We start from the raw sequence: 26,186 nt of genomic DNA on the forward strand, positions 1-26,186 counted from the left end.
AAAGTCATAAAGTCCAAAGTCGAAAGTCCAAAGTCAGCATTAGCAAATGTTTTTTAAGACTTTACGACTTTTGACTTTCGGCTTTACGACTATAATTTTATTCTTCGTCTTTAAAATTAAAAGGATAATCTCCAAAGATTGGAGCTAATTTACGAACTGCATAAGTGTTTCTAGTCATCTTATTAGATAGTGCAATAATTGTTACGCCCTCATTCATCAAAGTAATATAAGATGAGGTGTTTCCGTGCCACCAACCATTATGAAAATAGAAGTTTTGCCCTGTTTCCCAATTAATCATTCTTATTCCTAAACCATAATTTTTAGTTCCTTTACGCTCATTACTGTAGCCTGTGTAAACTTGTTTCAATAGTTCTGGTTTCAAGAAATCTGGAGATTGTCTTGCTCTATCAAATTTTAGAAGATCTCTAGCGGTAGAGAAAACATTTTTATCTCCGTAAACATTATCCAAATAATCAAAACCAATTTCTACGCCATTGCCTTTATAAGAAGGAACAATCTTTTTTCTATCCTTATCATCATCAAAAACGTAAGTATTTTTCATTCCAAGAGGTTTGAAAATCATTTCAGACATTGCTTCTTTATAGCTTAAACCTGTAATTTTTTCGATAATAAGCGCTAGCATTGCATAGTTGGTATTGCAGTAGCTAAAACGGGTTCCAGTTTTAGATTCCAAACCAATATCTTTTGTTGCCAGAATATTTAAAATGTCTTTATTGGTCAATTGATTGTGTCTGTCCCAAATAGATTTGTCGCGATCTGTAAAATAAGCATAATTGCGCATTCCTGTGCGGTGGCTTAAAAGCATTCTTATGGTACAGTCTTCGTATGGAAAAGTTTTTAAAATAGTATTGACCTTTTGATCTAAGTCAATTTTTCCAGCATTAACTAGTTTTAAAACAGCTGTAGCGGTCAAAACTTTACTTACAGAAGCAATTTGAACCGGTGTTTCTGGTGTTATTTTACTGCCTTCATTTTTATTGGCAAAGCCATTATATCTTTCAAATAAAATTTGTCCATTTTTGGCAACCAAGAAGCTTCCGTTCATGGTGTTATTAGGCCAATTTTTATTATAAAAGTGATTTATTCTACCTACAACCGAATTTTTATAAGCTTGCGAAACTGGTTTTTCAGCTCCTAACGGCTTCATTTTTGGCAATGTATCTTCGACTGTCTGAGTTGTATCTGTTGCTGTTTTTTTGTTTTGACCACAAGAACTTAAAACTAGTATAGAAAAAAGTATTTGTGGTATCTTTGTTTTTTTAAGGAAAATCATTTGCATCGTTCTTTAAAAACAAATATATCGAATTCAATTTTGTTGTTTTCTCAATTCTGAGGCTTATAATTATCTATTTTAACATAATTTTAAGTATTGTTAAATTTATTTGTTTGTTTTTCAGCTTTTAACGGTTTTGAAACATTCTAAATAGAATTTTTAAAACAAAAATTTAACTAAAATTGTTATATTTGAAACAAATACAGTGTAAAAAGTTATATTTTAAATATTAAAAAATCAGTTTAGATGAAATTTGGAATCATAAAAGAAAGAAAAAATCCGCCGGATAGAAGAGTTGTATTTTCACCTAATGAATTGACAAAATTAAAACAGTTATATCATGATGCTTCTGTAAAAGTTGAAAGTTCAGATATTAGAATTTTTTCTGATGATGATTATAAAAATATGGGAATCACAGTTGCTGATGATGTTTCTGATTGTGATGTTTTATTTGGCGTAAAAGAAGTTCCAGTAACAGATTTGATTCCAAACAAAGCATATTTCTTTTTTCTCATACAATTAAAAAACAGCCTCATAATAGAAAATTACTTCAGGCAGTTTTAGAAAAAAACATTGATTTATACGATCACGAAACAATTGTAGACGAGCATGATCGTCGTTTAATTGGTTTCGGAAGATATGCCGGAATGGTTGGTGTTTATAACGGAATTAGAGCTTTCGGAATTAAATTCGAATTGTTCAAGCTTCCAAAAGCGGAAACACTTTCTGGAAAAGAAGATTTGATCAAGCATTTAAAACGTATCACAATGCCAGCTCTTAAGTTTGTAGTTACAGGAACTGGAAAGGTTGGGAGCGGAGCAAAAGAGATTTTGGATGCAATAAAAATAAAGGAGATTACAATAGATAATTATTTGACTAAAAAATATGCTCAAGCGGTTTACGTACAGCTTGATGTTTTAGAATATAATAAAAGAAAAGATGGACAGGTTTTAGATTTTGTGGATTTTGTTCATCATCCAGAAGAATACGAATCTGATTTTGAGAAATTTACTAAAGTGTCTGATGTTTATTTTGCGGGACATTTTTATGCGAGCAATGCCCCAATGATTTTAACGAAAGAAATGCTGAATGCAAGTGATTGCAAATTGAAAGTTGTAGCCGATATTTCTTGTGATGTTAACGGGCCAATTGCTTGTACAATTCGTTCTTCGACAATTGAAGAGCCTTTGTATGGTTATTTTCCTTTAGAAGATAGAGAAGTAGATTTCTTTCACCCTGCAGCAGTTGCTGTTATGGCGGTAGATAATTTGCCGTGCGAAATTCCGAAAGATGCGAGCGAAGGTTTTGGAGAACAATTTATGGAACATGTAATTCCTGCTTTCTTCAACGGAGATAAAGATGGAATCTTAAAACGCGCCAAAATAACCGAAAACGGAAAACTAACGGAAAGATTTAGCTATTTACAAGACTATGTTGATAATGGTGAATTGTAAATTGTGAATTATAAATTGAAAAGCCTGAAATTAATATTTCAGGCTTTCTTTTTATTTGTTACCCTGAGCGAAGTCGAAGGGCTTCAGGCATAAGAAGACCTCACTCAGTCTGACAACGTATCATTTTTTCTGAATGAGGATAATTAACAATTCCCCATTAATAATTCACAATTAAATTAAACCATATCCTCAGGTTTTACCCAAGCATCAAAATCTTCTGGAGTTACATAACCAAGACGAACAGCTTCTTCTTTTAATGTTGTTCCGTTTTTATGTGCAGTTTGTGCAATTTCTGCTCGCTTTGTAATATCCAATTTTAGTATTTAAGGCTGTAACTAGCATTAATGAATTATCTACCAATTCTTTGATTCTTTTATGATTTGGTTCGATTCCTTGTGCGCAATGTTCGTCAAAAGAAACACAAGCATCTCCTAATAATTGTGCCGATTGTAAAAAGTTGGCCGCCATAACAGGTTTAAAAACATTCAATTCATAATGACCTTGCATTCCTCCAACTGCAATTGCCATATCGTTTCCGATAACTTGTGCACAAACCATTGTTAAAGCTTCGCATTGCGTCGGATTCACTTTTCCTGGCATGATAGAAGAACCAGGCTCGTTTTCAGGAATGTGGATTTCTCCAATTCCAGAACGCGGACCAGAAGCTAACATTCTTACATCATTAGCAATTTTATTTAAGGAAACGGCTAATTGTTTTAAAGCTCCGTGTGTTTCTACAATCGCATCGTGTGCTTGCAAGAGCTTCAAATTTGTTTTCTGCCGTTATAAAAGGATGATTGGTAAATTTGGCAATATATTCGGCTACTTTTATATCATAACCTTTTGGAGTGTTTAGTCCGGTTCCAACTGCTGTTCCGCCTAAAGCAATTTCAGATAAGTGGGCTAAAGTGTTTTTTAGAGCCTTTAATCCGAATGCTAGTTGAGCCGCATAACCTGAAATTTCTTGTCCAAGAGTTAAAGGCGTTGCATCCATTAAGTGCGTACGTCCGATTTTGACAACGTCTTTATATTCTAAGGCTTTTTTTGCTAAAGTAGCGTGAAGTTTTTCTACACCTGGAATTGTAGTTTCTACAACCATTTTATAAGCCGCGATATGCATTCCTGTTGGAAAAGTGTCATTTGATGATTGTGATTTGTTTACGTCATCATTGGCTTTAATAAATTGTTCGCCTTCGCCTATTTCAAAACCTTTAAGAACTTGAGCGCGGTTGGCGATTACTTCATTTACATTCATGTTGCTTTGTGTTCCAGAACCCGTTTGCCAGATTACAAGCGGAAATTGATCGTCTAGTTTGCCTTCTAGAATTTCGTCGCAAACTGCGGCAATTGCATCTCTTTTTTCGATTGGCAGAACTCCTAAATCATAATTGGCATAAGCTGCGACCTTTTTTAGATAGGCAAAACCCTCAATGATTTCTTTTGGCATTGATGCTGCTGATCCGATTTTGAAATTGTTTCTGGAACGCTCTGTTTGTGCACCCCAATATTTATCGGCTGGGACTTTAACTTCGCCCATAGTGTCTTTTTCTATTCTATATTTCATTATGTTGTATGTAAAATGTTATTCGTAAAATGTGAAATGTTTTGTTTTAAAACGAAAACTTCTTTTGAAAATGAGTCTTTTAGCCCTGATGGTAGCGGCATCTCCCGATTTAGAAAAACAAGGCTTTTTAGCCGTAGTTTTTGTTTATCGGGAATATAGTGGACAGCAGGGAATAGCTCCTGAAAATTATTGCAATTTGTCTGAGCTCTTTATTTTAAAGGATTTCAAGTTCTAAAAAAGCTTATTTAAAATGAGTATAAATATACGGATAAATGTTATTTAACGAAAATTGATTTAGATTTTATTGCTGAGAAAAAATATATACCCTACATTTGTCGTAACATTCAAAAATTCCGGAAAACATGTTTGAATTTTCACAGTACTTAGGCTTTTTACTTTTCTTAACCATACTAACTATAGGGTTTTGGTTAATGTTTTTCTTGGTTGGTTTCGTATCTTATTGGGTTACGGGAGCTAGCTGGGAAATGATCAAAGAAAAAAGAGCCAGAAAAAGACAAGAAGAACAATCTATTTAATTTTAGATTGATGTCATAAAAAAAGGACCCGTTTTACGAGTCCTTTTTTTTATGCTTGAAAGTAAGGAAATATTGAATAGCGAAGCTCCAAATTGGAATATGGTAAAAACCAAAAATCCTAATTCCAATTTTAAAACTTGGAATTAGGATTTTTAGTATTGAAATTTAACAGAGATTACCCAGGAAATCTCCGCCACCTTCTCCGCCGCCATCATTTTTAGGCTGTGCGTTTTTATCTCTTTCGCTTTTCGGTTTATTGAAACGGTAAGTAAACGATAAATTAAATTGACGTTTACGGAACTGGAATTCACTATATGAAGTTACATCATCTAAATAAGTATAAGATCTCATTTTTCTTGAATTGAAAACGTCGCTAATATTGAAAGCAATCGTTCCTTTATCTTTCATTACATCTTTACTGAAAGCAGTATTCATTCCAAATTGGCCTAAGTTTTTACCTTGAGCTGTTTTTTGTTCTCCGTTGTACATTGCAGTTAACTGCCAGTCAATTTTGTAAGGAAGCGTTACTTTAGAGTTTAATCTTGCAAACCAAGAATTAGCCTGATTATCTAAATTTTGAACAATCTCATTTCCTTGCGTATCTGTATAGCTGTGTTCTCCAGTTGTTTTTACGTTAAAAAAGTTGAAGTTACTGTTTAATCTCCACCATTTGAATGGTGTGTAATTTAATGTAAATTCGAAACCAAATTTTTGCTCTTGTCCTAAGTTAATAGGCATACTTTTAATAACAGGCGTACCTTCAACCGTTTGACCTGGTGCTGGAGTTACTACATCACCATCAGGAGTTACAACATCACCAGTAGGAGATCTCACAAAACTGAAAACGTCTTTTGTATCTTCAAAATAGGCAGATGTATTGAATGTTACTTTATTCCATTTCTTGATATAACCAATGTCATATTTGTTTGTTAAAGAAGGGTCTAGGTCTGGATTTCCTTGAAAGATATTGATGTTGCTTGAGTAGTTCACAGCAGGATTCATGAAACGTCCTCTAGGTCTAGTCAAACGTTTGCTGTAACTTGCAGTGAAGTTGCTTTGATCTGAGATTTCATAACTAATAAAAGCACTTGGGAATAAGTTGTTGTATTTTTTAGTATTGAAAACGCTATTGTCTAATAAATTCACATGAATATCTGTGTCTTCCCATCTTAAACCAAATAAATAAGAGAATTTATTTACTTTAAAACCATATTGTGTATAAAGAGCATTAATGTTTTCTTTATACTCTAATGTATTTGATAAATTTGGATTTTTTGCTCCATCATTATCTGTTACATAATATTCGTTATTCAAATCGCCAAAACTTCCTTTATAACCCGCTTCAAATTGTCCAGCTTTTCCTAAAGGCAATACATAATCAGCTTGAAACAAAACTTGTTTTTGGATTTGATCATTTAATGTATTATTGAAATTTGGTGAAGCAGTAATTTCACTAAAGCTGTCGTCTGTGTTTCTTGAAATAGAAAGATCTGCAGTAAGTTTGTGTCCTTTGTCGTTAAAGTTTTTAATTAAATTAGAAGTATACTCAAAGTTTTCGCTTCCAGTATCTGCATTGTTTAAACGATAAGATGTTCCTGTATAATTATGTGCAGCATCGTAGTTGTAGTAATTAATTAAATCTCTATCGTCTCCTGAATTTTTTTGATAGTTGATAGCGTTTGTCCAAAATGTAGATGGAGTTATCGTCCATTCAACACCAGCTCTTCCGTTAAAACCTTTTCTAACACGTTTTGTGTCACGGTCTTCATCTAAGTAATTTTTTATTGTTTCGTCTGGATTAAAATATTCAGAATTTGTTTTACCAGCTCCTTCTGTAGTTCTGTAGTTGTATCCAGCAGTTGTAAAATAGTTTAATTTTTTAGTTTTATAGTTCAAATTGGCACTTAAACCATAAGTTTCTGGTAGACCTGTTGAAGCAATAAAAGTTCCGTTGAAACCTTGATTTTTACCTTTTTTTAGAATGATATTGATGATTCCAGAACCACCTTCGGCATCATAACGTGCTGATGGATTAGTGATTACTTCAACTTTGTCAATTGCATCTGCAGGAAGCTGTCTTAATGCTTCTGCCATATTTATAGCTTGCGAAGGTCTTCCATCAATTAAAATACGAATATTGTCGCTTCCTCTTAAACTTACATTCCCTTCAGTATCAACAGAGACAGATGGAACGTTGTCTAAAACATCGCTTACACTTCCGCCTTTTACAATCATATCTTGACCAACGTTGTAAACTTTTTTGTCTAGTTTAATCTCAACAGTTGATTTTTCGGCACGAACAACAACTTCATTTAGTTGCGCAGCGTCTTCCGACAAATTTACTACGCCTAAATTAGTGTCGTCTTTAATGCTTCTTCCTTTAATTTCAGTTGCTTTAAACGAAATAAACTCAACTTTAATATCGTAAGTTCCAGGCGCAACAGCAACCTCAAATTCTCCTTTTGGATTGGTAATACCTCCTGCAATTACTTTTGTGTCATTAGGTGCAGTAATCGAAACGGTAGCGTATTCTAACGGTTGTTTGCTTACTTTCTCGAAAACTTTTCCGGTGACTTTAACTTTGTTTTTGCCTCCAGGGCTTCCTTGCTGAGAGTAATTGTAAAAACTTGTAAATAAGAATACAAGTAATACTGCAAATTTGATTTTTTTCATTTTCTGGTTTTTCTTTAATCCTTTAGACGGCAAATGTAGTTTTTGGTTTAAAGAGAGAAATCACAAAAAAATGTTAATAAGATATTTTAGAATCAATCTAAAAAAGAAGCAACTAAATCAGGATCACGGCCAATTATGGCTTTTCCGTCTTTTACGACAATCGGACGTTCAATTAAAATAGGATTTTCTACCATTGCATTAATAATCTCATCATTGCTCAAAGTTTTGCCTTTAAAATTCTCGATCCAGATTTTTTCTTTGGTTCTAATAAGCTGAATTGGTTCAAGGTTTAGTTGTCCCAATAATGTTTTAAGCTGTTCAAAAGTTGGAGTTTCGGTTAAGTAAGGTATGATTTCAAAATCTTGATTCGATTTTTCAATAAAAGCAAGGCAGTTTCTTGATTTTCCGCATCTCGGATTATGGTAAATTTGTATCATTTTGTTATATTTAGATGTTTCAAATATTCTTAAAATAAAAAAGAGATATTTTTGCAATATCAAAAGTAAGATTAACTTATCGAATTTGAATTCTCATTTTTTAAAATTTTAAATTTATGTTTTTAGAGCAAGGGATTAAACCTGAAAATAAATTTTGGAAATATCTTTTAGGATCTGTATTTATTATTTCGGCATCTTTTGTTGGGCAAATTCCAATTTCAGCGACTGTATTTTATAAAACGTTTACAGAGCATATTGCTTTTCCGACTACCAACGAGGGCATTATGACCATGTTCGATTCAAATACCACGCTTTTTTTGGTTATGATTTCTTTTGTTTTTGCTTTTGCAGGGATTTATTTTGTTGTAAAATTTATTCATCATCAAACCTTATTGTCGATTACCACTTCAAGATCTAAAGTAGATTGGAAACGAATCTGGTTTTCTTTCTTTTTATGGGCATTTTTTTCATTGCTTAGTTTTTTGTTTGTCTATTTAAGGTCTCCAGAGCAATTTGTATTGCAATTTAAGTTAGTGCCTTTTTTAATATTAGTCATTTTAGGATTTATTTTAATTCCGATTCAAACGAGTACGGAAGAATATGTTTTTAGAGGATACTTAATGCAGGGATTTGCCAATTTGGCTCAGAACAGATGGTTTCCGCTCTTAATGACTTCTGTTATATTTGGTTCAATGCACTGGACAAATCCAGAAGTTGGCAAAATGGGAAATATTATTATGATTTATTATATAGGAACTGGATTGTTTCTAGGTATTATAACATTAATGGATGAAGGAATGGAATTGGCACTCGGTTTTCATGCCGCAAATAATCTTGTAGGTGCATTATTGGTTACCTCAGATTGGACTGTTTTTCAAACCAATTCTATATTTAAAGATCTTTCAGAACCTTCAGCAGGAATAGATGTAATTCTTCCTGTTGTAGTTATTTATCCTATTTTACTTTTTATTTTTAGTAAAAAATACGGATGGACAAATTGGAAAGAAAGATTGACAGGAAACATTAATAATGTCGAATTAAAAGCTTAAGAATATGCAAAATTTAACTCAAAATAACGTTCACAATTATTTCAAACTAAATGGGTATCATTTAAATGCAAAAGATTTGTGTCGTGTTGCTTATAGTTTTATCAAAGAAGGAGATGCTTACGAACAATCTATTGGAGAGTTCTTTTTGGATTGGTTTGATAAAAAAGATTACATCGAAATGACTACTTCTGGAACAACAGGACTTCCGAAATTAGTCAGATTACAGAAACAAGCAATGATACAATCGGCATTGGCAACTGGCGATTTTTTTGATTTAAAGCCAGGAGATAAAGCGTTATTGTGTCTTCCAACTCAATTTATTGCTGGAAAGATGATGCTAGTGAGAAGTTTAATTTTGGGATTAGAATTGGATGTTGTTTCACCGAATCTCCATCCGTTGGCTTTAAATAGTACTACTTACGATTTTGTTGCGATGGTGCCACTTCAAGTTCAGAATTCTATTGAAGGACTTTCTAAAGTGCGAAAGTTGATTATTGGTGGAGCAAAATTAGATTCGGCTTTAGAAGAAAAATTATTGCCACTTAAAACAGAAATCTATGAAACGTATGGAATGACAGAAACGATCACACATATCGCCGCAAAACGTTTAGGTGATTCAGTTTTTTCGATTCTTCCAAATGTGAAAATATCTCAAGACGATCGTCAATGTCTGGTTATTCATGTGGCAACAATTTCAGATGAGCCAATTGTTACAAACGATTTGGTTGAATTATTGAATGAGCAAGACAATTCAAATTTTTAGGAAGAATAGATAATGTAATTAATAGTGGAGGAGTAAAGCTAATTCCAGAACAGATTGAAGCTAAACTAATCGGAAAAATTGCGAATAGATTTTTCGTTACCGGACTTCCAGATACTACTTTAGGTGAAAAATTGGTTTTGGTTATTGAAGGAGAAAAACAAGAATTTGCTCCTGATTTCTTTGACGTTTTAGGGAAATATGAAAAACCAAAAGAAATAGTTTTTGTTTCTAAATTCAAAGAAAACGAAAACGGAAAGTTGTTGCGAAAACCTACTTTACAAGATTAAATTCCAATCTTTTAAATCCCAAGTTTTCGTAATCTTGTCATTTCGACGTAAGGAGAAATCTTCGCAAGTAACTCCGCTCCAATAGACAAATCTTTGTGGAATTTCTAACGAAGATTTCTCCTTACGTCGAAATGAGAAAGCTATATGGAATTAAAAAAAATCCAAACTCCAAGTTTTAAGATTGGAATTTGGATTTTTTTATTTTAAGTATTCCGAAATAATTTGGAATTTATTTTTTGCGTTCCAGTAAAGCCATATAGAAACCATCAAAACCAGATTCTGAAGCTAACATTTTACGATCTTCAATAAAAGTAAATTGCTGTCCGATTTCTGTTTTCAAGAACTTCTCTACTTGCTCTTGGTTTTCTGAAGGAAGAACTGAACAAGTTGCATAAACTAATTTTCCTCCTGGTTTTACAATTTTAGAATAGTTTTCTAAAACTTCACTCTGTACTTTACGGATGTTATCAATAAACTCAGGTTGTAATTTCCATTTAGAATCTGGGTTTCTTTTCAAAACACCTAATCCGCTACAAGGCGCATCGATCAAAACACGATCAGCTTTTTCGTGTAATTTTTTGATCACTTTTGTGCTATCGATGATTCTGTATTCAATGTTAAAAGCACCATTTCTTTTCGCTCTTAATTTCAATTGCTTCAATTTGCTTTCGTACAAGTCCATTGCAATCAATTGCCCTTTATTTTCCATTAAAGAAGCCATATGCAATGTTTTTCCACCTGCTCCTGCACAAGTATCTACAACTCGCATTCCTGGTTTTACATCTAGAAAACCTGCAACCAATTGTGAGTTGGCATCTTGAACTTCGAATAAACCTTGTTTAAATGCATCTGTTAAAAATACATTCGCTCTTTCTTTTAAAACAAGAGCTTCTGGTTGGTCTTTTAAATATTCTGTTTCAATATTTAAGTCCATTAAAGTATTTCTAAGACTCTCTTTAGTTCCTTTTAAAGTATTGGTTCTCAAGATAACTTTTGCAGGCTGATTTTGTGCTCGCAATTTCTTTTGCCCAAACTTTTTCTCCAAGTTCTTTCACGCCCAATTCATCCATCCAATCTGGAATAGATTCTTTGATAGCTCTAGTCTTAGATAATTCGTCAAAACGTCCTTTAATTTTTCTTTCAGGAGTTCCTTCCAATTGTCTCCAATCTGGAATTGGATAACCGCGTAAAACAGCCCAAACAGCAAACATTCTCCATAGATTGTCTCTGTCATAAGGTTCTTTTACTTCTGCAATTTCAGCATATAAACGTTTCCAGCGAACAATTTCGTATATGGTTTCAGCAACAAACTTCCTATCAGAACTTCCCCAACGTTTGTCTTTTTTTAATGCTCTTGCTACCACTTTATCTGCATATTCTCCTTCGTTGAAAATTGCATTTAAAGAGTCAATGGTAGTATAAACTAAATTTCTGTGTAATCTCATTTTATTTATTTGAAGTGCAAAGGTAGTATTAATTGGTTGAAAGTTAAATTTTTAATACCGAATCTTGTTCAGACTGCTACTAAAAGAAAAAAACACTCTGATTTAGAGTGTTTTTTTAGAAATATCTTTTTTTGAGTTTTACTCTTTAGAAATAATTCTCGTTAATCCAATATTTTCAGGAGCATGAAGCACCATTGGGAATTTTTCTATCTTAACAGAGTCTGCTGTCTAGACCAAAAGCTCTTTCTTCAGACAAACTCAGTTTTTTGATGAAGAAATAAGAATTCATAATAATGTTTTCATGCCATCTTAAATCATTGTCGTTCGATAAGAATTTCTCAGACAATACAAATTTAAAGTCTCCAATAATATTGTTTTTGTTTAAAGACTCGTAACGGCTGGTAATATCTACCTCGCCACGTTTTACCATGTCTTTGATAACTTCTCTAAACATCAAATTGATTTTGGTTGGCTCTCTAAAACCTAAATTAAAGTCAATTCTGTAAATATCGTCTTTAGCAATTTCTGTTACTTTGTATTGCGTTTTATAAGGTTCTGTTAAAATATTAACGTGTACAAACCAATAAATATCTGCTCTTTTTGGGCGTTTTTGAAGGATAGAATAAATGATTTTTTCCTCTAGTTCATCTACACGATTAGCGTTGGTCATATAAACCAAATGCGTAGCATATTTCGGAATTGATAAATCTTGGCTTAACTCAACAAGAACTTGTTTGTAATCGTCAACCTTAACCACTTTCGTGTAGTTTTTGTTGATTTTCTTAGCCAAATACCAAATTGTCATTACAGAAATTAGCATACTGGCAATGATTAGTGTTACATAACCACCTTCTGCAAATTTGGTAATATTAGCGAAAAGGAAACTAAACTCAATCAATAAATAAATAGTAATCAACGGTACCATGAAGTACAGTTTTACACGTTTCATGATTAAGTAGTAATTTAATAGTATAGTAGTCATGATCATACACAAAATGATAGCAAGACCATATGCGTGTTCCATGTTTCCTGATTTTTCGAAATGTAAAACGATTCCAACACAACCAAAAAACAATAACCAGTTGATTGATGGAATGTATAATTGACCTTTTACTTCTGTTGGATATTTGATTTTTACTTTTGGCCAGAAGTTCAATCGCATTGCTTCGTTAATTAAAGTAAACGAACCAGATATAAGTGCTTGAGATGCAATTACAGCTCGCAAGAGTTGCAACTACAATTCCGAATGGTAAAAACCAATGTGGCATAATTAAGTAAAACGGGTTTCCGTTTTCACCACCTAATTGCTGTAATGTGCTTCCTTCATGGTGAATTAAATAAGTCGCTTGCCCGAAATAGTTTAAAACTAAAGTCGTTTTTACAAACATCCAGCTGATTCTAATGTTTTTTCTACCACAGTGTCCCATGTCAGAATACAATGCTTCTGCTCCAGTTGTACATAAGAATACGAAACCTAGAACGAAGAAACCATCAGGGTGTATTGATAATAAATGATAAGCGTAGTATGGATTAATTGCTTTAATTACTTCTGGATAATTCGATACCTGAATTGCTCCTAAGGTTCCTAACATGGCAAACCAGATCAACATCATTGGGGCAAAGAATTTACCAACCAATTTAGTTCCGAACTGCTGAATGGTGAATAAAACGAATAGAATTGTAATTACGATATATACAATGGTTTGTGTTTCCATCGTTGGATAGAACGCTCTAATTCCTTCTACAGCAGATGAAATCGAAATAGGCGGAGTTATAATCCCATCAGCAAGCAGTGCGCTTCCTCCAATAATGGCGGGTACTATGAGCCATTGAATTTTTGTTTTTTTGACTAATGCATATAATGCAAAAATTCCTCCTTCACCGTGGTTGTCTGCACTTAAAGTAATAAGTACATATTTAATTGTAGTTTGTAATGTTAAGGTCCAGAACACACAAGAGATACCTCCTAAAACAATATCAGCATTTATCGTGTGATCGCCTAATATAGCCTTCATTACATACAATGGAGAGGTTCCAATATCTCCATATATAATCCCTAAAGTAATTAATAAACCCCCAATAGACAACTTACTATGTAAGTTTTTATGCGATGCGCTCATGTTAATTTTATAAAAAGACGGTTGCAAATTTACTGTTTTAAAACAAATTAGAGGCATTTAAAATTAAAAAGATAAAAAAAGCACAATCGTAAAATTGTGCTTCTCTTTTTAAATATTATTTATTCTAAAATTAACCTCTTCTTCCATTTCCTCTAGAACTAGAACCACTTTCTCTTTGGGTTTGTCCGCCTCTAGATTCTTGGCTTATTCTTGGAGACTCTGAACGCTGACTTTGTTGTGTTCTAGCAGAATAGTCTCTATTTGAATTGCCAGATTGGTTTTCAGAATAACTTCTTGAGCTTCTTTCTACTCTTGGAGCAGATGCTTCTCGATTAGAATATCCTCTTGATGTATTAGAAGAATTTGTGCTTCCGTAATCTGCTCTTTGCGTATTCTGAACTCTTGGAGTGCTTTCTACTCTTGGAGTATTATTTGCGTTATTAGAATAACCGCGGCCAGTTGTGTTTCTTTCGATGTTTACATTTTCAGGACTTCTGCCAGTAGAGTTGTAACCTCTATTACTATTGCTATTACCGTAGCTATTGTTGCTTCTGTCTACAGTAGGTCTGCTTGTTGTGTTTTTATTATCAGCGTATGATCTGTTAGAAATTCCGTTATCAGAAGTTCTACCTGTATAATTTCTGTTTGTATTATATGTATTTCTGCTAGTTTCTCTGCTTGCAACACGTCTTTGATCTAAATCATATCTGTTGGTTGTGTTAGCATGTCTTTCTGCAAAGCTATAGTTCGGACGCATTCTTTCGTAACCATAACTACGTCTTGTTTCATAAATCGCAGGAGCTGAATAGCTTCTTCTAACATTTACATAGTTGTAATGGTTGTTTACGTTAATATAAACATTTACATTATTTCTATATCTGTAAACTGGATACGGATTCCATGCTCTATAGTAGGTTGGGTAATAACCCCAATACCAAGTTGAGCAGTATGGTCTGTAATTGGTCACCCAGAAAGAAGAATAGATAACAGGAACCACACTATAAACAGGCTCATAAATGTAATTTGCTCCGTATAAATAGGTGTTACCTACAACCTGAACACTTACTTTGTTGTAATTGTCTCTCTCAACATCAATAGTTGCAATGTCTTGATAAACATCACGATCTAAAACAGCTTGAATAATTACAACGTGCGTTCTGTTTTCAACGCTCTCAATAACACGAAGATAATCTACTTCGTTATCGCCATTAAGGTCTAAGTTTGATATTTGATATTTAGGGTCATTTAAACGTCTTTCAAAATCTTGAAGGTTAGCTGATTCTCCAAACATCGAAGCAACAGCTCTTAAATCTAAGTTATCGCTTATATCTGAGTTTTTTGCATAAACAGTAGTTTGACCTTGTGCAAGCACAAGAACCAAAAACTAAGGCTGATATCGCTATTAAAAGTAAATTCGCTTTCATGGCTAATTTGTATTAAATTATTTGTGTTATGAGATATTCAATTACTGTGCCATAAAATTTATGTACTAAAATATTGCTTTTAAAGTATTGATTAATAGGTTTTTGTGTTTTTGTTGAAATGTCTTTGAGTTTTTTTTAGATAAAGATCTGTAAATGAAATAACAAATATTCTTGTCAAAAAAAATGAGAAAATTAATTTTCTATGTTGGAATTAATTGTATTTTAGCGTTAACCAAATTTTAAGTTTCCTATGAAAAAACTCTCTTTATTTTGTGTTATTTTTATTTTATTGATGTCTTTTAGGACATTTAATTATAAAACTGACGTTGTTTACAATAATGGCTTTACTTCAATGACAATAGATACATTATTTAAAGACAGAATTAGTATTAGAGCAATTCTAATTGACAAAAATAAAGTTTGGTACGGGGCTGATAATTCTCGTTTTGGTTATTATGATTTGGATAAAAAAGAAAAATTTGAAGAACATATTTACCGCGATACACTTAAATTAGAATTTAGAAGTATAGCACAAACTTCAAAAGATATTTTTTTGTTGAGTGTGGCAAATCCAGCTCTTCTTTATTCCGTTTCAAAGAAAGACCGCAAAGTTAAATTGGTGTATAAAGAAGTTAATCCGAAAGTGTTTTACGATAGCATGCAGTTTTGGAATGATAAGGAAGGAATTGCAATTGGCGATCCGACAGAGGATACTTTTTCTATTATAGTTACACGTGACGGTGGAGAAACTTGGACAAAATTACTGTCTGATAAATTGCCAACAAATAGCACAGGAGAAGCAGCTTTTGCGGCAAGTAACACTAACATCGTTATAAAAGGAAATGATACATGGTTAGTTTCAGGTGGAAAAAAAGCACGTGTTTTTTATTCTCCCGACAAAGCAAAAACATGGAAAGTTGTAGAAACTCCTATTGTGCAGGGAAAACAAATGACAGGAATTTTTACGGCCGATTTTTATGATTCTAAACAAGGTTTCGTTGCAGGAGGAGATTACGATCTTCCTAATAATAAAGCCAATAATAAAGCTTTTACAAAAGATGGTGGCAAGACTTGGCAATTAATTGGTCAGAATATGGGATTTGGCTATGCATCATGTGTGCAATATGTTCCAGGAGGTAATGGAAAAGAAATTGTTTGTGTAGGCTCTGAAGGAATACAATATTCTCAAAATGGAGGAGAAAACTGGATGCAGCTTTCTACCGATAAAGGATTTTTTACCATTCGTTTTGTGAATAGGAACACTGCAATCGCAGCAGGACATAATAAAGTGGTTCGACTTAATTTTAAATAAAAAAATAAGAACCCTAAATAATAAAGCAAGTATTATTATATAGGGTTCTTATCGCTGTTGTATCGTTAAGTTTAATCTTTATTGCCTTTGTCTCGGTATTGTTGCAGTAACTTTCTATTAAAATCGTCTTCTGATTTTTTAAGCAATAATATTTTCTTTGCTGGGAGTACTTTTTTAAGGTCTGCTCATATATTTGTCTCGAAGCTGATATATTTCTTTATCAGTACTCTCTATTTGAGATAATAATGTCGCTGCTTCTTTATCTGAAAGATTTTTTAGATTCTCATCTTTAAGCTGTTTAATATAAGTTTTCATTTTCAGATACTTTAATTCATATTGCTTGTCATCGTAAGCATTATAAATTGGCCAGAATTTTTCGGCTTCGGTTGAAGTTAATTCTAATTCTGTTGTTAAAAATGACACTTTAAAAGCTTTGATTTTTTCTCGCTTTTCATCAATTTTTCCATTTTGTGCAAAAAATGAAATACTTGTCAGAAATAGTAGTAGCGGTAAAATGTTTTTTATTTTCATTGCTAAGTTAAGTTGTTGAGTTAAGTTTGATTTAATTTTGTTCTGAAATTAAGTGTTCTATGTTTGGACTTGCAGCTAAGATATCTTCTAGTGTTTCGTCTTCTAGAGTAACATTGTTACCTAATTTTTCTATGTCACTGTCGTCTAATGTTTGAATTAAATCGTATTGGCTTATATTGGAGTGATAAGATAAATAGTTTTCTAAAGTAGCTTCGTCAAGATCGTTTACGCTAGCTTTATAATTGTTTGCAATTGGTATTAGTAATGCAAAAGCAATTACTGCAGCAGCAGCCAGAGAAATTGTTTTTTTGCGTTTGTAAAAAGGAATTACCTTAACTTCTTTTTCGTTTAATTGTTGTAAAACCTTCTCTGAAAAATCATCAAAATAATTGTCCGGAGCTTTAAAGCCGGATTTTATTTTGGGTTCGTTTTCTAATTTAAATGTTTTCATAATACTTATAAGATAGTTTTAGTTACAAAAGGTTTAATTTGATGTAACATATAATTCAATTTTTTTTACTGCGTGATGATAAGATGCTTTTAAGGCTCCAACAGATGTTCCTAAAATATCTGCGATTTCTTCATATTTCAATTCTTCAAAATATTTCATTTTGAAAACTAATTGTTGTTTTTCTGGAAGTGTTACAATTGCTTTTTGAAGTTTGATTTGAATTTCATCTCCATCAAAATAAAGATCCGCTTTTAAATTATCAATCGTTTTGTTTTGCAGATCTTCAGACGAAATGCCGCTTAATTTCGCTTTTTGCGATAAAAAAGTCAAAGCCTCGTTGGTAGCAATGCGATACATCCAAGAAAAAAGTTTGCTTTCTCCTTTAAAGTTTTTAAGATTTTGAAAGACTTTTACAAAAGTATTCTGTAAAACATCATCAGCATCATCATGATTCAAAACAATATTTCGAATATGAGAATACAAAGGTTTCTGATAATCAGACAAGAGTTTTTGAAACGCAATATTTTGCGTTTCAGGGTTTAATAATTCTTTTATAAATTCTTTCTCGTCTATCAAACTTTTTGTTTTGTAAACTTTTTTAATAGAAGTTAGACAGAATTTAAAGGAAAAGGTTTAATGTACCTTCGAAATTATTTAAAATTCTGAGTCTTCTTCTTGTGTAGGTGTTTGCGTAGGAGCTGGTGCTGGCGCAGCAGGTTTACGTTTTACAGGCTCTGTACGTGGTTGTTCTGTGCGTGGCTCGCTTGGAGTTTCACTAGTGTTTTCTGGAGCGTAAACAGGCTCAGCAGTAACAGGAACTACTTTAGGTTTTATAGGGAAATAAATCTCAGTTACCAATTTGGATGAAGCTTTTACATCCAATTTGCTTAGAGTCAAGATTTCAAGATGCGACCAGCTTAAATCTGGAATAATTTTTTGGTTATTAATGTAGGCAGTTGTTTTAGCTATTGCTTCATTTCTATGAGAGTAATCTCCAGTAAGAGTTGTTTTTACAGCGTCGAAACCATTTAATTTTCCAGCTAAAATATCGCTTCCTGAACTTGTTGAAATTTCTTTGTTAATAGGCAAACAGATTGAAATCTTTGCCAAACCAGTTTTAGTATCGTAAGTATGATAAATGATAAAAGGTTTTCCTGCCTCAGACAAACCATTCGTTTCACTAAAGTGAATAAGCTTCGGAATTACAATTCTAGCATTTTTACTTATTTTAGAAATTTCGCTAGTAAAAGTCTGCTTGATATAAGGAGTTTCGGTTTTCTTTACCACTCCGTCTACTGTAACGGCAAAAGTTTTGGTTTCGTAGTCTAGGTTTTTATCAATATTGGCTAAGCTTTTTTCGTAGATAGTTCCAATAACTCTATCTGAACCTCCATGTAAAGCGGTATATATTTTAAACAAAAAGCTCATTGTTCCTTTTCCTTTCCAAGTAACTTTTGTTTTTCCGTTCAAAGTATCTTTTAAAGTCCAGTTTACATTAGCTTCTGTACCATCAAATTGCATTTTTTGGTCAATGCTTTCGCCGTCTTTTGTTTTAAGAATAATAGAATTTCCTTTTCCATCAACACCATCCCAATAAAATGTAGCGCCATTTCCGCTTGTTTTATTAGCATAAGTCATTTTGATAGAAGGATCTTCAACCGACCATGATTCAAAATCTTCGTAATTTCTAAAGTCGTTTAAGTAGTTATAAACCGTTGCGCGAGGCGAATTGATAACTTTACTTCTTTCTACAGAAAAATCTCCTTTCTGAGTAGCAACAAAAACAGTAAGAGCAACAAAGCTTAAAAGTGCAAAAAGAAATAAATACTTTAGAATTTTCATGGTAGATTGTTTGGTTTCGGTAAAGTTATAAATTTATCATGAGTCTTACTAATAACCCATAATGATTAGGTTTATTTTATGGTAACCAGAATAATTTATCTTTTTAAAAATATTTTAATTACGAACAAAAGGACAATAAAAAGCAGAAAGGCTAGGAGTACTTTGTAATTCCCTTTATAAAAGACTTTATGTAATTTCAAATCTTTTCGATAAGCAAATATCATGATGATTACAAAAGCGATAAAAAAACATACTCCAAATAGTATTTGACCTTGACTGAACATAGTTATAAAAATTTTTAGCAAATTTAGAGATTTGTAAACGATTTGTTGCTAAATTGCCTTTTCATTTCATTCAATAAATTTTCAGATTTATAAGAAAGTGACTTAAATTAGCAAAAAAAGAAAACTACTATATGAAAAAACAACTTGATGCCGTAACAGAATTCCACACTGCTTTTAGAATTGGCCACAGCACAACACCAAAGGCTGATGTAGGAGCAGAAAAGAAATTACTTCGTTATAATTTAATGAAGGAAGAAAATGAGGAATATTATGAAGCGGTTCAGAATAATGATTTAGTTGAAATTGCAGACGCTCTTGGAGATATGATGTATATTTTGTGCGGAACAATTATAGAACACGGACTTCAAGATAAAATTGAAGCAGTTTTTGATGAAATCCAGCGCAGTAATATGAGTAAATTAGGAGAAGATGGTCAGCCAATTTACCGCGAAGATGGAAAAGTGATGAAAGGTCCAAATTATTTTAAACCAGATTTTTCTAAATTATTCTAAAAAACAAAACCCGATAAAAGTAAATTTATCGGGTTTCTTTTTTATAATGGTTTTGGAATTATTGAACTTTAACTGTCCATCCGTAAGTGTCTTCAGAAAGTTTATTTTGAAGATTTGTTAATTTTTCTTTTAAGAAAGAAGCATAAGAATTCTCGATTGGAGCCATTTCGAAGTATTCGTCTTTGTAAGAGAATCCTTTGATAACGCTAATAACTGCAGCAGTTCCTGCTCCGAAGATTTCTTTCAAAGATCCGTTTTTAGCGGCTTCAACCAATTCTGAAACAATTACTGGGCGAACTTCAACTTTTAATCCTTCTTTTTCTGCCATTGCAATTAAACTTTTTCTGGTAACACCATCTAAAATTCTTTCGCTTGTTGGAGCAGTTAATAAAGTATCATTAATTCTGAAGAAAACGTTCATTGTTCCAGCTTCTTCTAATTTTGTGTGTGTTGCATCATCTGTCCAGATAACTTGTTGAAAACCATCTTTGTTCGCCAAGTTAGTTGGGTAAAACTGAGCGACATAGTTTCCGGCAGCTTTTGCAGCACCGATTCCACCATTTGCGGCTCTACTGAAATGCTCAGCAATGATAACTTTTACTTCTCCTCCATAATATGCTTTTGCAGGAGAAAGTAAAATCATAAATTTATATTCGTCAGAAGGATTTGCAATAACTCCAGGACCTGTAGCAATCATAAATGGACGAATGTACATACTAGCTCCGTTTCCTCTTTGGATCCAATCTTTATCTAATTTCAATAATTCATTTAAACCATCCATAAAAATAGCTTCAGGAACTTCTGGCATTGCCATTCTTACAGCCGATTTATTGAAACGGTTGAAGTTTTCATCTGGTCTAAACAACCAAACATCATTATTGTCATCTTTATAAGCTTTCATTCCTTCAAAAATTGCTTGTCCGTAATGGAAGACTTTTGATGACGGGTCCATTAAAATAGGAGCATAAGGCTTAATGACAGGATTTTGCCATTGCCCATTTTTAAAATCGCATTCGAATAAATGGTCTGTAAATACAGCACCAAAACTTAAGTTGTCAAAATCTACTTCGTTGATTTTTGTAGAAGTAGCTTTAATGATTTCAATTTTGCTTGTTTGAGTTGTACTCATAGTTATGTAAGTTTTTTGTGAGATATTCTTCACTGTCAGAAATACTAAAGTGATGATATCGTGTAAAATGGAATTTATTGAATGCAAAATTACGTAAAAATCTGTAAAATGCTTAGCGAAAATTCATTATTTAATGGTTTTGATTGAGATTTATTTATCCTATAATAAACTCAAATATTTGATTGGTTTTTATAAAGATTTTATGAAAAAAGTATGGTTTTTTAAGGCTTTACGCATTAGTTTTGATTAAATTTGATTATTAAAATGGCTTGAAAACCAATAAAAAGCCATTGTAAAATTCTGAAAAAAGTGAAAAGAGAAATAATTAAAACGCTAGATGGCTCAACTACAATTCGTTTACCAGAGTGGGATGAATGCTATCATTCTAAACATGGCGCAATTCAGGAAGCAAAGCACGTTTTTATTAAAAACGGTCTTTCATTATTTGATAATCCTATAAGTATATTAGAAATTGGTTTTGGTACAGGGTTAAATGCTTTTATTACTTTTTTAGAATCTGTTAGAAAGAAACAGACTATTGATTATGTTGGAGTAGAAGCGTATCCTGTAGATGCAGACGAGATTTTGGAAATGAATTATGCTGACGAGTTGGATGCATCGGAATTTTATAACATTTTTGAAAAAATGCATAAATCGCAATGGAATGAAAAAATAGAAATTTGCGACCTGTTCTCGTTAACCAAAAGAAAACAATTTTTTCACGAAATAAACGATTTTGAAATTTTTGATTTGATTTATTTTGACGCCTTTGGTTACCGAGTGCAACCGGAACTTTGGAGTACTGAAATTTTTCAGAAGATGTATAACAGTTTAAAGCCAAACGGAGTTCTTGTTACATACGCAGCTCGAGGAGTTGTTAAAAGAAGCATGATTGAAGTTGGATTTACTGTAGAAAAATTAGAAGGACCTCCAGGGAAAAGAGAAATGTTTCGAGCTTTTAAATAGGTTTAAATGAGTTATTTAGAATAATTCTACATTGATTTATGTGTTTTAAGAAAACGTATTCGTTGCTAAAGTTTTTAAAAAAATAAGTTAAAAGTAGAATTTATGTTAGTTAATTGTTTAAATTTGGCTCGAGTTTAAAAAAATAGATAACCCCCGAAAATCTTATTTTATTATGTCAAAAATGATGTTTGATTATACGAAATCAATACTTGAGAGAGTTAGTTTCGATCCGATACTTTTCTGCAAAGAGTTAGAAAAAGCTATCAAAACACTGTTACCTTACGAAATGGAACAATTGCAAGAGTGGTTACTTAATTTCGTTGTCGGAAAACCAGAATTAAAGCCAAGTCTACAGCTAATTAAAGTATAAAAAGAAAGGAGCCAAATTGGCTCCTTTTTTATTGCGCTTTCTTTTGTAACGGACTAATGATTTGAACATTCTGAAAAACAATTGCGCCTTTTACAACGCCAGCAATTGTAGATCTTAATGCATCAATGATTTGCATCTTTAATTCGCTCTTTGGGTAAATTAAACTTACTTCTCGAGCAGGTTTTGGCTCCTTAAAATTACGGAGCTTCAGTTTGTCGGATTCTTTTAAGTCTAAAGTGTGCAAGTACGGAAGTAACGTTGTACCAAGGCCTTCGTCTGCCAATTTAATTAAGGTTTCAAAACTTCCGCTTTGAATCTGGAAATTAGTTTGATCGGCGTCTGAGACATTTTTGCACAAATTTAAAATCCCATCTCTAAAGCAATGTCCGTCTTGTAATAACAGAATTTCATTCAGATTTAAATCGGAAACTTCAATTTCTTCTTTCTGAAAACTTGCATGATGTTCAGGAATATACGCGACGAAAGGTTCAAAATACAAAACAATTTCTTTAATTTTTTCGTCTTCAAGCGGCGTTGCGAGCAATTGCAGCGTCCAAATGTCCGTTTTTTAGTTTCAGAATAATTTCCTCGGTATTCAACTCTTCAATTAAGAGTTTAACTTTTGGATATTTTTTAATAAAGTTATTCAAAAACATTGGCAGAAGAGTAGGCATAATCGTTGGAATAATTCCTAAACGAAATTCTCCGCCAATAAAACCTTTCTGTTGTTCTACTATATCTTTTATACGATCAGCCTCGTTTACAATATTTTTTGCCTGATTTACGATTTTTTGTCCAATGTCAGTAAGTTGGATCGGTTTTTTACTTCTATCGAAAATTAAAATATTAAGTTCTTCTTCGATTTTTTGTATTTGCATACTTAAGGTTGGCTGTGTTACGAAGCATTTTTCAGCAGCGAAGAGTGAAATTTTTATGCTCAGCAACCGCTAACACATATTGCAATTGAGTTATAGTCATGTTGATAGTAATTTGTGATGCAAAAATAAGAAAATATAATTTTTATTTATGTTTATTTTAGTAAAGTTACTCTAAATTTGTAGTAAATTAGTGTAAAAAATAAGATTATGAAGACAAATATTTTAGGGTTACCAGTAAAAGAATCAGAATTATTAGTAAAAGAATTGAATGTATTATTGTCAAATTTTCAAGTCTATTATCAAAACTTGAGAGGAATTCACTGGAATATTCGCGGAAAACGTTTCTTTGATTTACATGTAAAATTTGAAGAATTATATACAGATGCACAATTAAAAATAGATATGATCGCAGAAAGAGTTTTGACAATAGGAGGAACGCCTCTGCATACTTTTGAAGATTATATTAAAAACAATAAATTGACGGTTGGAAAAAATATTTCTAACGATGAAAAAGCGGTTCAGCTTATTGTTCACTCTTTATCAGATTTATTAAAAATTGAAAGAGAAATCTTGAACAAATCTGACGAAATTAATGATGAAGGTACCAATTCTATGATGAGCGACTTCATTGCAGAGCAAGAAAAAACAATTTGGATGATGAATGCTTGGTTGGAAGAGTCATTGTAAAATATTGGTTTTTAATAAAATAGAAGCAGAATGGAATGAAAATTGCATTCTGCTTTTTTGTTTATGTTAAATTTCTATAAAAATCTCTTTGATTTTATTTGTTTAACGCTATTTTTGCTTCAATGAAATTTATAGCTCGCATATTATTATTCATATTTATTGCCTTCTTATCGACCCCGACAATTGTTCAGGCGATTAAGAAAGGAAATAATACGGCTATATCTTTTAGTATTGCTGAAGAAGAAGTGCATAAAGAACTTAAAAATGTAGTTCATCCAACTATTCTTGAGCATGAAGTTTTGATTCCGGTTTACATCGAGAAAAAAACAATCATTTCTGAAAACATTGTCAAACTAGACAACATCTCTCCGAGCATTTTTGCTCCACCACCTAACGTAGCATAATACTTCCGATTATTTCGAACTTTAGCCGCATTTCTATCGAGATGGGGTAAATCTTTAATGAATAATTTTTTTAGTATTATATTATGACAAAAAAATCAATCTTTTTGCCAACCTTAAATCTGATTTTGCCTCAGGTTTAGTGGTTTTCTTGGTGGCTCTTCCGTTGTGCTTAGGTATTGCAATGGCTTCTGGAGCGCCGTTATTTTCTGGAATTATTGCTGGTGTTGTGGGTGGTATCGTTGTTGGATATTTAAGCCAGTCGCATATTAGTGTATCGGGTCCAGCTGCTGGGTTAACAGCTATCATTTTAACCGCAATTACCGATTTAGGAGCTTTCGATGTATTTTTAATGTCTGTTTTTATTGCTGGATTAATTCAATTAGCATTAGGATTTTTAAAGGCAGGAAGTATATCAAACTATTTTCCGACAAACGTAATTGAAGGAATGTTAGCGGGTATCGGGATCATTATCATCTTAAAGCAAATACCACACGCTTTTGGTTATGATGCAGATTTCGAAGGAGATCAGGCTTTTGTTCAAAATGATGGAAGCAATTCGTTTTCATTTTTATTTGATGTTTTAAATCATATTCACTTAGGAGCTGTAGTAATTTCTGCGGTTTCATTGGTGATTTTATTAGCTTGGGACAAAGTTCCTTTCTTAAAAAGAATAAAACTAGTTCCAGGAGCCTTGGTTGCTGTAATTGCTGGAGTTGTTTTAAACGAAATATTTGTATCTACAGGAAGCACTTTGGCAATTGCAAAAGAACATTTGGTTTCTTTGCCAGTTCCAAAATCTTTTGAAGACTTTAAATCAATTATAATTACCCCAGACTTTACCGCTATTACAAATCCGCAAGTTTGGGTAGTTGCTATTACAATTGCCATTGTCGCTTCTATTGAAACGCTCTTATGTATTGAGGCTTCTGATAGAATGGACGTTCAAAAACGTTATACCAATACTAATGTTGAGCTTAGAGCACAAGGAGTTGGTAACATTGTGAGCTCTCTTTTAGGAGGTTTGCCAATGACTTCTGTAGTAGTAAGATCTTCTGCGAATAATAATGCGGGAGCAAAATCTAAAATGTCTGCCATTATTCATGGTGTGCTTCTATTAATAAGTGTATTGTCTATACCAGCAATTTTAAACAAGATTCCACTGGCAACATTGGCGACTGTTTTGATTTTGGTTGGATATAAACTAGCAAAACCAGCAACCTTTATGCATTTCTGGGAAAAGGGGAAATACCAGTTTGTACCTTTCATTGCAACTTTGGTCTTTGTTGTTGCGACAGATTTGCTAAAAGGTGTTGCGCTGGGAATTGTTATCAGTATTGTTTTTGTTTTGAGAGGAAATTTGAAAAGAGCTTATGTTTTCAAGAAAGAAGAATATGAAGATGGAGACCTTATTCATATTGATTTAGCTCAAGAAGTTTCATTTTTAAATAAAGCGGCAATCAAACAAACGTTGGCAGAAATTCCAGAAAATTCTAAAGTAATCATCAATGCTCATGATACAGAGTATATTGCTCATGACGTTTTAGATTTAATTCGTGAATTTAAGGAAACCAGAGCCATCGATGAAAACATCAAAGTAAAGCTTAAAGGATTTAAAGAAGCATACGAATTAGAAAATACACCCGAAAATCACAATCATGTTACAATAGAACACTATTATGATGTAGCAAAAAGAGAACTGGTTAAAAAAGAAGTTGTTAGAGAAGAATAATTAAAAAATGGTGTTTTTAAGGCCTTAGAAATGTCAAATTTTAGG

The 26,186-nt window shown here is 32.6% G+C and carries 19 protein-coding genes and 6 pseudogenes; 12 read left to right on the forward strand and 13 right to left on the reverse strand.

The genetic code is table 11. The annotated features are described in order from the left end of the window. Positions 1–97: 97 nt before the first annotated feature. The gene (locus P5P87_RS23910) at positions 98–1,300 is read right to left on the reverse strand and encodes a serine hydrolase domain-containing protein (protein WP_198856506.1); all 1,203 of its coding nucleotides are present in this window, start codon (positions 1,298–1,300) and stop codon (positions 98–100) included. Between the two features lie 240 nt (positions 1,301–1,540). On the opposite strand from P5P87_RS23910, the pseudogene P5P87_RS23915 reads away from it, so the two are divergent. Next, positions 1,541–2,748, forward strand: a pseudogene (locus P5P87_RS23915) (NAD(P)-dependent oxidoreductase). 176 nt (positions 2,749–2,924) lie between these two features. Here P5P87_RS23915 and fumC read toward each other — a convergent pair. Beyond that, positions 2,925–4,312 (reverse strand): annotated as a pseudogene (fumC, locus tag P5P87_RS23920) (class II fumarate hydratase). Between the two features lie 64 nt (positions 4,313–4,376). On the opposite strand from fumC, the gene P5P87_RS23925 reads away from it, so the two are divergent. Then, positions 4,377–4,547, forward strand: a complete 171-nt coding sequence (locus tag P5P87_RS23925) for a hypothetical protein (protein WP_278020847.1) — start codon at positions 4,377–4,379, stop codon at positions 4,545–4,547. 127 nt (positions 4,548–4,674) lie between these two features. Continuing rightward, entirely contained in the window at positions 4,675–4,848 is a 174-nt protein-coding gene (locus tag P5P87_RS23930; protein WP_111288649.1) for a hypothetical protein, read from the forward strand. A gap of 165 nt (positions 4,849–5,013) precedes the next feature. Here P5P87_RS23930 and P5P87_RS23935 read toward each other — a convergent pair whose 3' ends face one another. Together P5P87_RS23935 and arsC are read right to left on the reverse strand one after the other, a co-directional pair. After that, positions 5,014–7,521 carry a TonB-dependent receptor gene (locus P5P87_RS23935; protein WP_278020848.1) on the reverse strand — a complete coding sequence of 836 codons (2,508 nt, stop codon included), beginning with the start codon at positions 7,519–7,521 and terminating at the stop codon, positions 5,014–5,016. 92 nt (positions 7,522–7,613) lie between these two features. Then, positions 7,614–7,958 (reverse strand): arsenate reductase (glutaredoxin), encoded by a 345-nt coding sequence (arsC, locus tag P5P87_RS23940; RefSeq protein WP_278020849.1) that lies wholly within the window; start codon positions 7,956–7,958, stop codon positions 7,614–7,616. A gap of 116 nt (positions 7,959–8,074) precedes the next feature. Here arsC and P5P87_RS23945 point away from each other — a divergent pair, with 116 nt between their 5' ends. Both P5P87_RS23945 and P5P87_RS23950 read left to right on the forward strand, forming a co-directional pair. Beyond that, a complete protein-coding gene (locus P5P87_RS23945) occupies positions 8,075–9,007 on the forward strand; it encodes a CPBP family intramembrane glutamic endopeptidase (RefSeq protein ID WP_278020850.1) in 933 nt (310 codons plus the stop codon). A gap of 4 nt (positions 9,008–9,011) precedes the next feature. After that, positions 9,012–10,057, forward strand: a pseudogene (locus P5P87_RS23950) (AMP-binding protein). 229 nt (positions 10,058–10,286) lie between these two features. Here P5P87_RS23950 and P5P87_RS23955 read toward each other — a convergent pair. From P5P87_RS23955 to P5P87_RS23965, 3 genes and pseudogenes are all read right to left on the reverse strand, one after another. Further along, positions 10,287–11,502, reverse strand: a pseudogene (locus P5P87_RS23955) (RsmB/NOP family class I SAM-dependent RNA methyltransferase). 138 nt (positions 11,503–11,640) lie between these two features. Beyond that, positions 11,641–13,622 (reverse strand): annotated as a pseudogene (locus P5P87_RS23960) (KUP/HAK/KT family potassium transporter). A gap of 130 nt (positions 13,623–13,752) precedes the next feature. Beyond that, on the reverse strand, positions 13,753–14,994 hold the full coding sequence (locus tag P5P87_RS23965; RefSeq protein ID WP_278020851.1) for a hypothetical protein: 1,242 nt from the start codon (positions 14,992–14,994) through the stop codon (positions 13,753–13,755). Between the two features lie 302 nt (positions 14,995–15,296). Between P5P87_RS23965 and P5P87_RS23970 the strand changes: the two genes are divergently transcribed. Continuing rightward, positions 15,297–16,358: a WD40/YVTN/BNR-like repeat-containing protein gene (locus tag P5P87_RS23970; RefSeq protein ID WP_198856495.1), complete on the forward strand. Its 1,062-nt coding sequence runs from the start codon at positions 15,297–15,299 to the stop codon at positions 16,356–16,358. Positions 16,359–16,532: 174 nt separating this feature from the next. Here P5P87_RS23970 and P5P87_RS23975 read toward each other — a convergent pair whose 3' ends face one another. The 4 genes from P5P87_RS23975 to P5P87_RS23990 all read right to left on the reverse strand — a co-directional run bounded on the left by P5P87_RS23975 (position 16,533) and on the right by P5P87_RS23990 (position 19,182). Further along, positions 16,533–16,889 (reverse strand): sensor of ECF-type sigma factor, encoded by a 357-nt coding sequence (locus tag P5P87_RS23975; RefSeq protein ID WP_340696598.1) that lies wholly within the window; start codon positions 16,887–16,889, stop codon positions 16,533–16,535. 31 nt (positions 16,890–16,920) lie between these two features. Beyond that, complete coding sequence (locus P5P87_RS23980; protein WP_278020852.1) at positions 16,921–17,340, reverse strand: hypothetical protein; 420 nt, start codon at positions 17,338–17,340, stop codon at positions 16,921–16,923. A gap of 33 nt (positions 17,341–17,373) precedes the next feature. Beyond that, positions 17,374–17,916: an RNA polymerase sigma factor gene (locus P5P87_RS23985; RefSeq protein WP_198856492.1), complete on the reverse strand. Its 543-nt coding sequence runs from the start codon at positions 17,914–17,916 to the stop codon at positions 17,374–17,376. A gap of 78 nt (positions 17,917–17,994) precedes the next feature. Then, positions 17,995–19,182 carry an SRPBCC family protein gene (locus P5P87_RS23990; protein WP_198856491.1) on the reverse strand — a complete coding sequence of 396 codons (1,188 nt, stop codon included), beginning with the start codon at positions 19,180–19,182 and terminating at the stop codon, positions 17,995–17,997. A gap of 415 nt (positions 19,183–19,597) precedes the next feature. On the opposite strand from P5P87_RS23990, the gene P5P87_RS24000 reads away from it, so the two are divergent. Further along, on the forward strand, positions 19,598–19,978 hold the full coding sequence (locus P5P87_RS24000) for a pyrophosphohydrolase domain-containing protein (RefSeq protein ID WP_198856490.1): 381 nt from the start codon (positions 19,598–19,600) through the stop codon (positions 19,976–19,978). A 58-nt stretch (positions 19,979–20,036) separates the two neighbouring features. On the opposite strand, the gene P5P87_RS24005 is transcribed toward P5P87_RS24000, so the two are convergent. Next, complete coding sequence (locus P5P87_RS24005; RefSeq protein ID WP_278020853.1) at positions 20,037–21,107, reverse strand: branched-chain amino acid aminotransferase; 1,071 nt, start codon at positions 21,105–21,107, stop codon at positions 20,037–20,039. A 309-nt stretch (positions 21,108–21,416) separates the two neighbouring features. Here P5P87_RS24005 and mnmC2 point away from each other — a divergent pair, with 309 nt between their 5' ends. Then, positions 21,417–22,073 (forward strand): tRNA (5-methylaminomethyl-2-thiouridine)(34)-methyltransferase MnmC2, encoded by a 657-nt coding sequence (mnmC2, locus tag P5P87_RS24010; protein ID WP_278020854.1) that lies wholly within the window; start codon positions 21,417–21,419, stop codon positions 22,071–22,073. A gap of 172 nt (positions 22,074–22,245) precedes the next feature. Next, complete coding sequence (locus tag P5P87_RS24015) at positions 22,246–22,443, forward strand: hypothetical protein (protein ID WP_202003427.1); 198 nt, start codon at positions 22,246–22,248, stop codon at positions 22,441–22,443. 28 nt (positions 22,444–22,471) lie between these two features. Here the strand turns inward: P5P87_RS24015 and P5P87_RS24020 are convergent. Further along, positions 22,472–23,421: pseudogene (locus tag P5P87_RS24020) on the reverse strand (LysR substrate-binding domain-containing protein). A 107-nt stretch (positions 23,422–23,528) separates the two neighbouring features. Between P5P87_RS24020 and P5P87_RS24025 the strand changes: the two are divergent. The 3 genes from P5P87_RS24025 to P5P87_RS24035 all read left to right on the forward strand — a co-directional run bounded on the left by P5P87_RS24025 (position 23,529) and on the right by P5P87_RS24035 (position 26,141). After that, a complete protein-coding gene (locus P5P87_RS24025) occupies positions 23,529–24,008 on the forward strand; it encodes a Dps family protein (RefSeq protein ID WP_111379024.1) in 480 nt (159 codons plus the stop codon). 122 nt (positions 24,009–24,130) lie between these two features. Continuing rightward, positions 24,131–24,412 (forward strand): hypothetical protein, encoded by a 282-nt coding sequence (locus P5P87_RS24030; RefSeq protein WP_233074096.1) that lies wholly within the window; start codon positions 24,131–24,133, stop codon positions 24,410–24,412. Between the two features lie 139 nt (positions 24,413–24,551). Beyond that, the gene (locus P5P87_RS24035; RefSeq protein WP_278020855.1) at positions 24,552–26,141 is read left to right on the forward strand and encodes a SulP family inorganic anion transporter; all 1,590 of its coding nucleotides are present in this window, start codon (positions 24,552–24,554) and stop codon (positions 26,139–26,141) included. Positions 26,142–26,186 lie beyond the last annotated feature (45 nt).

This window comes from Flavobacterium ginsengisoli, from assembly GCF_029625315.1.
GTDB classification, from domain to species: domain Bacteria; phylum Bacteroidota; class Bacteroidia; order Flavobacteriales; family Flavobacteriaceae; genus Flavobacterium; species Flavobacterium ginsengisoli.

Excerpts from the sequence above, each read along its gene's own strand:
- P5P87_RS23910 (WP_198856506.1), bottom strand. The coding sequence starts at position 1,300 with ATGCAAATGATTTTCCTTAAAAAAACAAAGATACCACAAATACTTTTT.
- P5P87_RS23930 (WP_111288649.1), top strand. The coding sequence starts at position 4,675 with ATGTTTGAATTTTCACAGTACTTAGGCTTTTTACTTTTCTTAACCATA.
- P5P87_RS23935 (WP_278020848.1), bottom strand. The coding sequence starts at position 7,521 with ATGAAAAAAATCAAATTTGCAGTATTACTTGTATTCTTATTTACAAGT.
- arsC (WP_278020849.1), bottom strand. The coding sequence starts at position 7,958 with ATGATACAAATTTACCATAATCCGAGATGCGGAAAATCAAGAAACTGC.
- P5P87_RS23945 (WP_278020850.1), top strand. The coding sequence starts at position 8,075 with ATGTTTTTAGAGCAAGGGATTAAACCTGAAAATAAATTTTGGAAATAT.
- P5P87_RS23970 (WP_198856495.1), top strand. The coding sequence starts at position 15,297 with ATGAAAAAACTCTCTTTATTTTGTGTTATTTTTATTTTATTGATGTCT.
- P5P87_RS23975 (WP_340696598.1), bottom strand. The coding sequence starts at position 16,889 with ATGAAAATAAAAAACATTTTACCGCTACTACTATTTCTGACAAGTATT.
- P5P87_RS23980 (WP_278020852.1), bottom strand. The coding sequence starts at position 17,340 with ATGAAAACATTTAAATTAGAAAACGAACCCAAAATAAAATCCGGCTTT.
- P5P87_RS23990 (WP_198856491.1), bottom strand. The coding sequence starts at position 19,182 with ATGAAAATTCTAAAGTATTTATTTCTTTTTGCACTTTTAAGCTTTGTT.
- P5P87_RS24000 (WP_198856490.1), top strand. The coding sequence starts at position 19,598 with ATGAAAAAACAACTTGATGCCGTAACAGAATTCCACACTGCTTTTAGA.
- P5P87_RS24005 (WP_278020853.1), bottom strand. The coding sequence starts at position 21,107 with ATGAGTACAACTCAAACAAGCAAAATTGAAATCATTAAAGCTACTTCT.
- P5P87_RS24015 (WP_202003427.1), top strand. The coding sequence starts at position 22,246 with ATGTCAAAAATGATGTTTGATTATACGAAATCAATACTTGAGAGAGTT.
- P5P87_RS24025 (WP_111379024.1), top strand. The coding sequence starts at position 23,529 with ATGAAGACAAATATTTTAGGGTTACCAGTAAAAGAATCAGAATTATTA.
- P5P87_RS24030 (WP_233074096.1), top strand. The coding sequence starts at position 24,131 with ATGAAATTTATAGCTCGCATATTATTATTCATATTTATTGCCTTCTTA.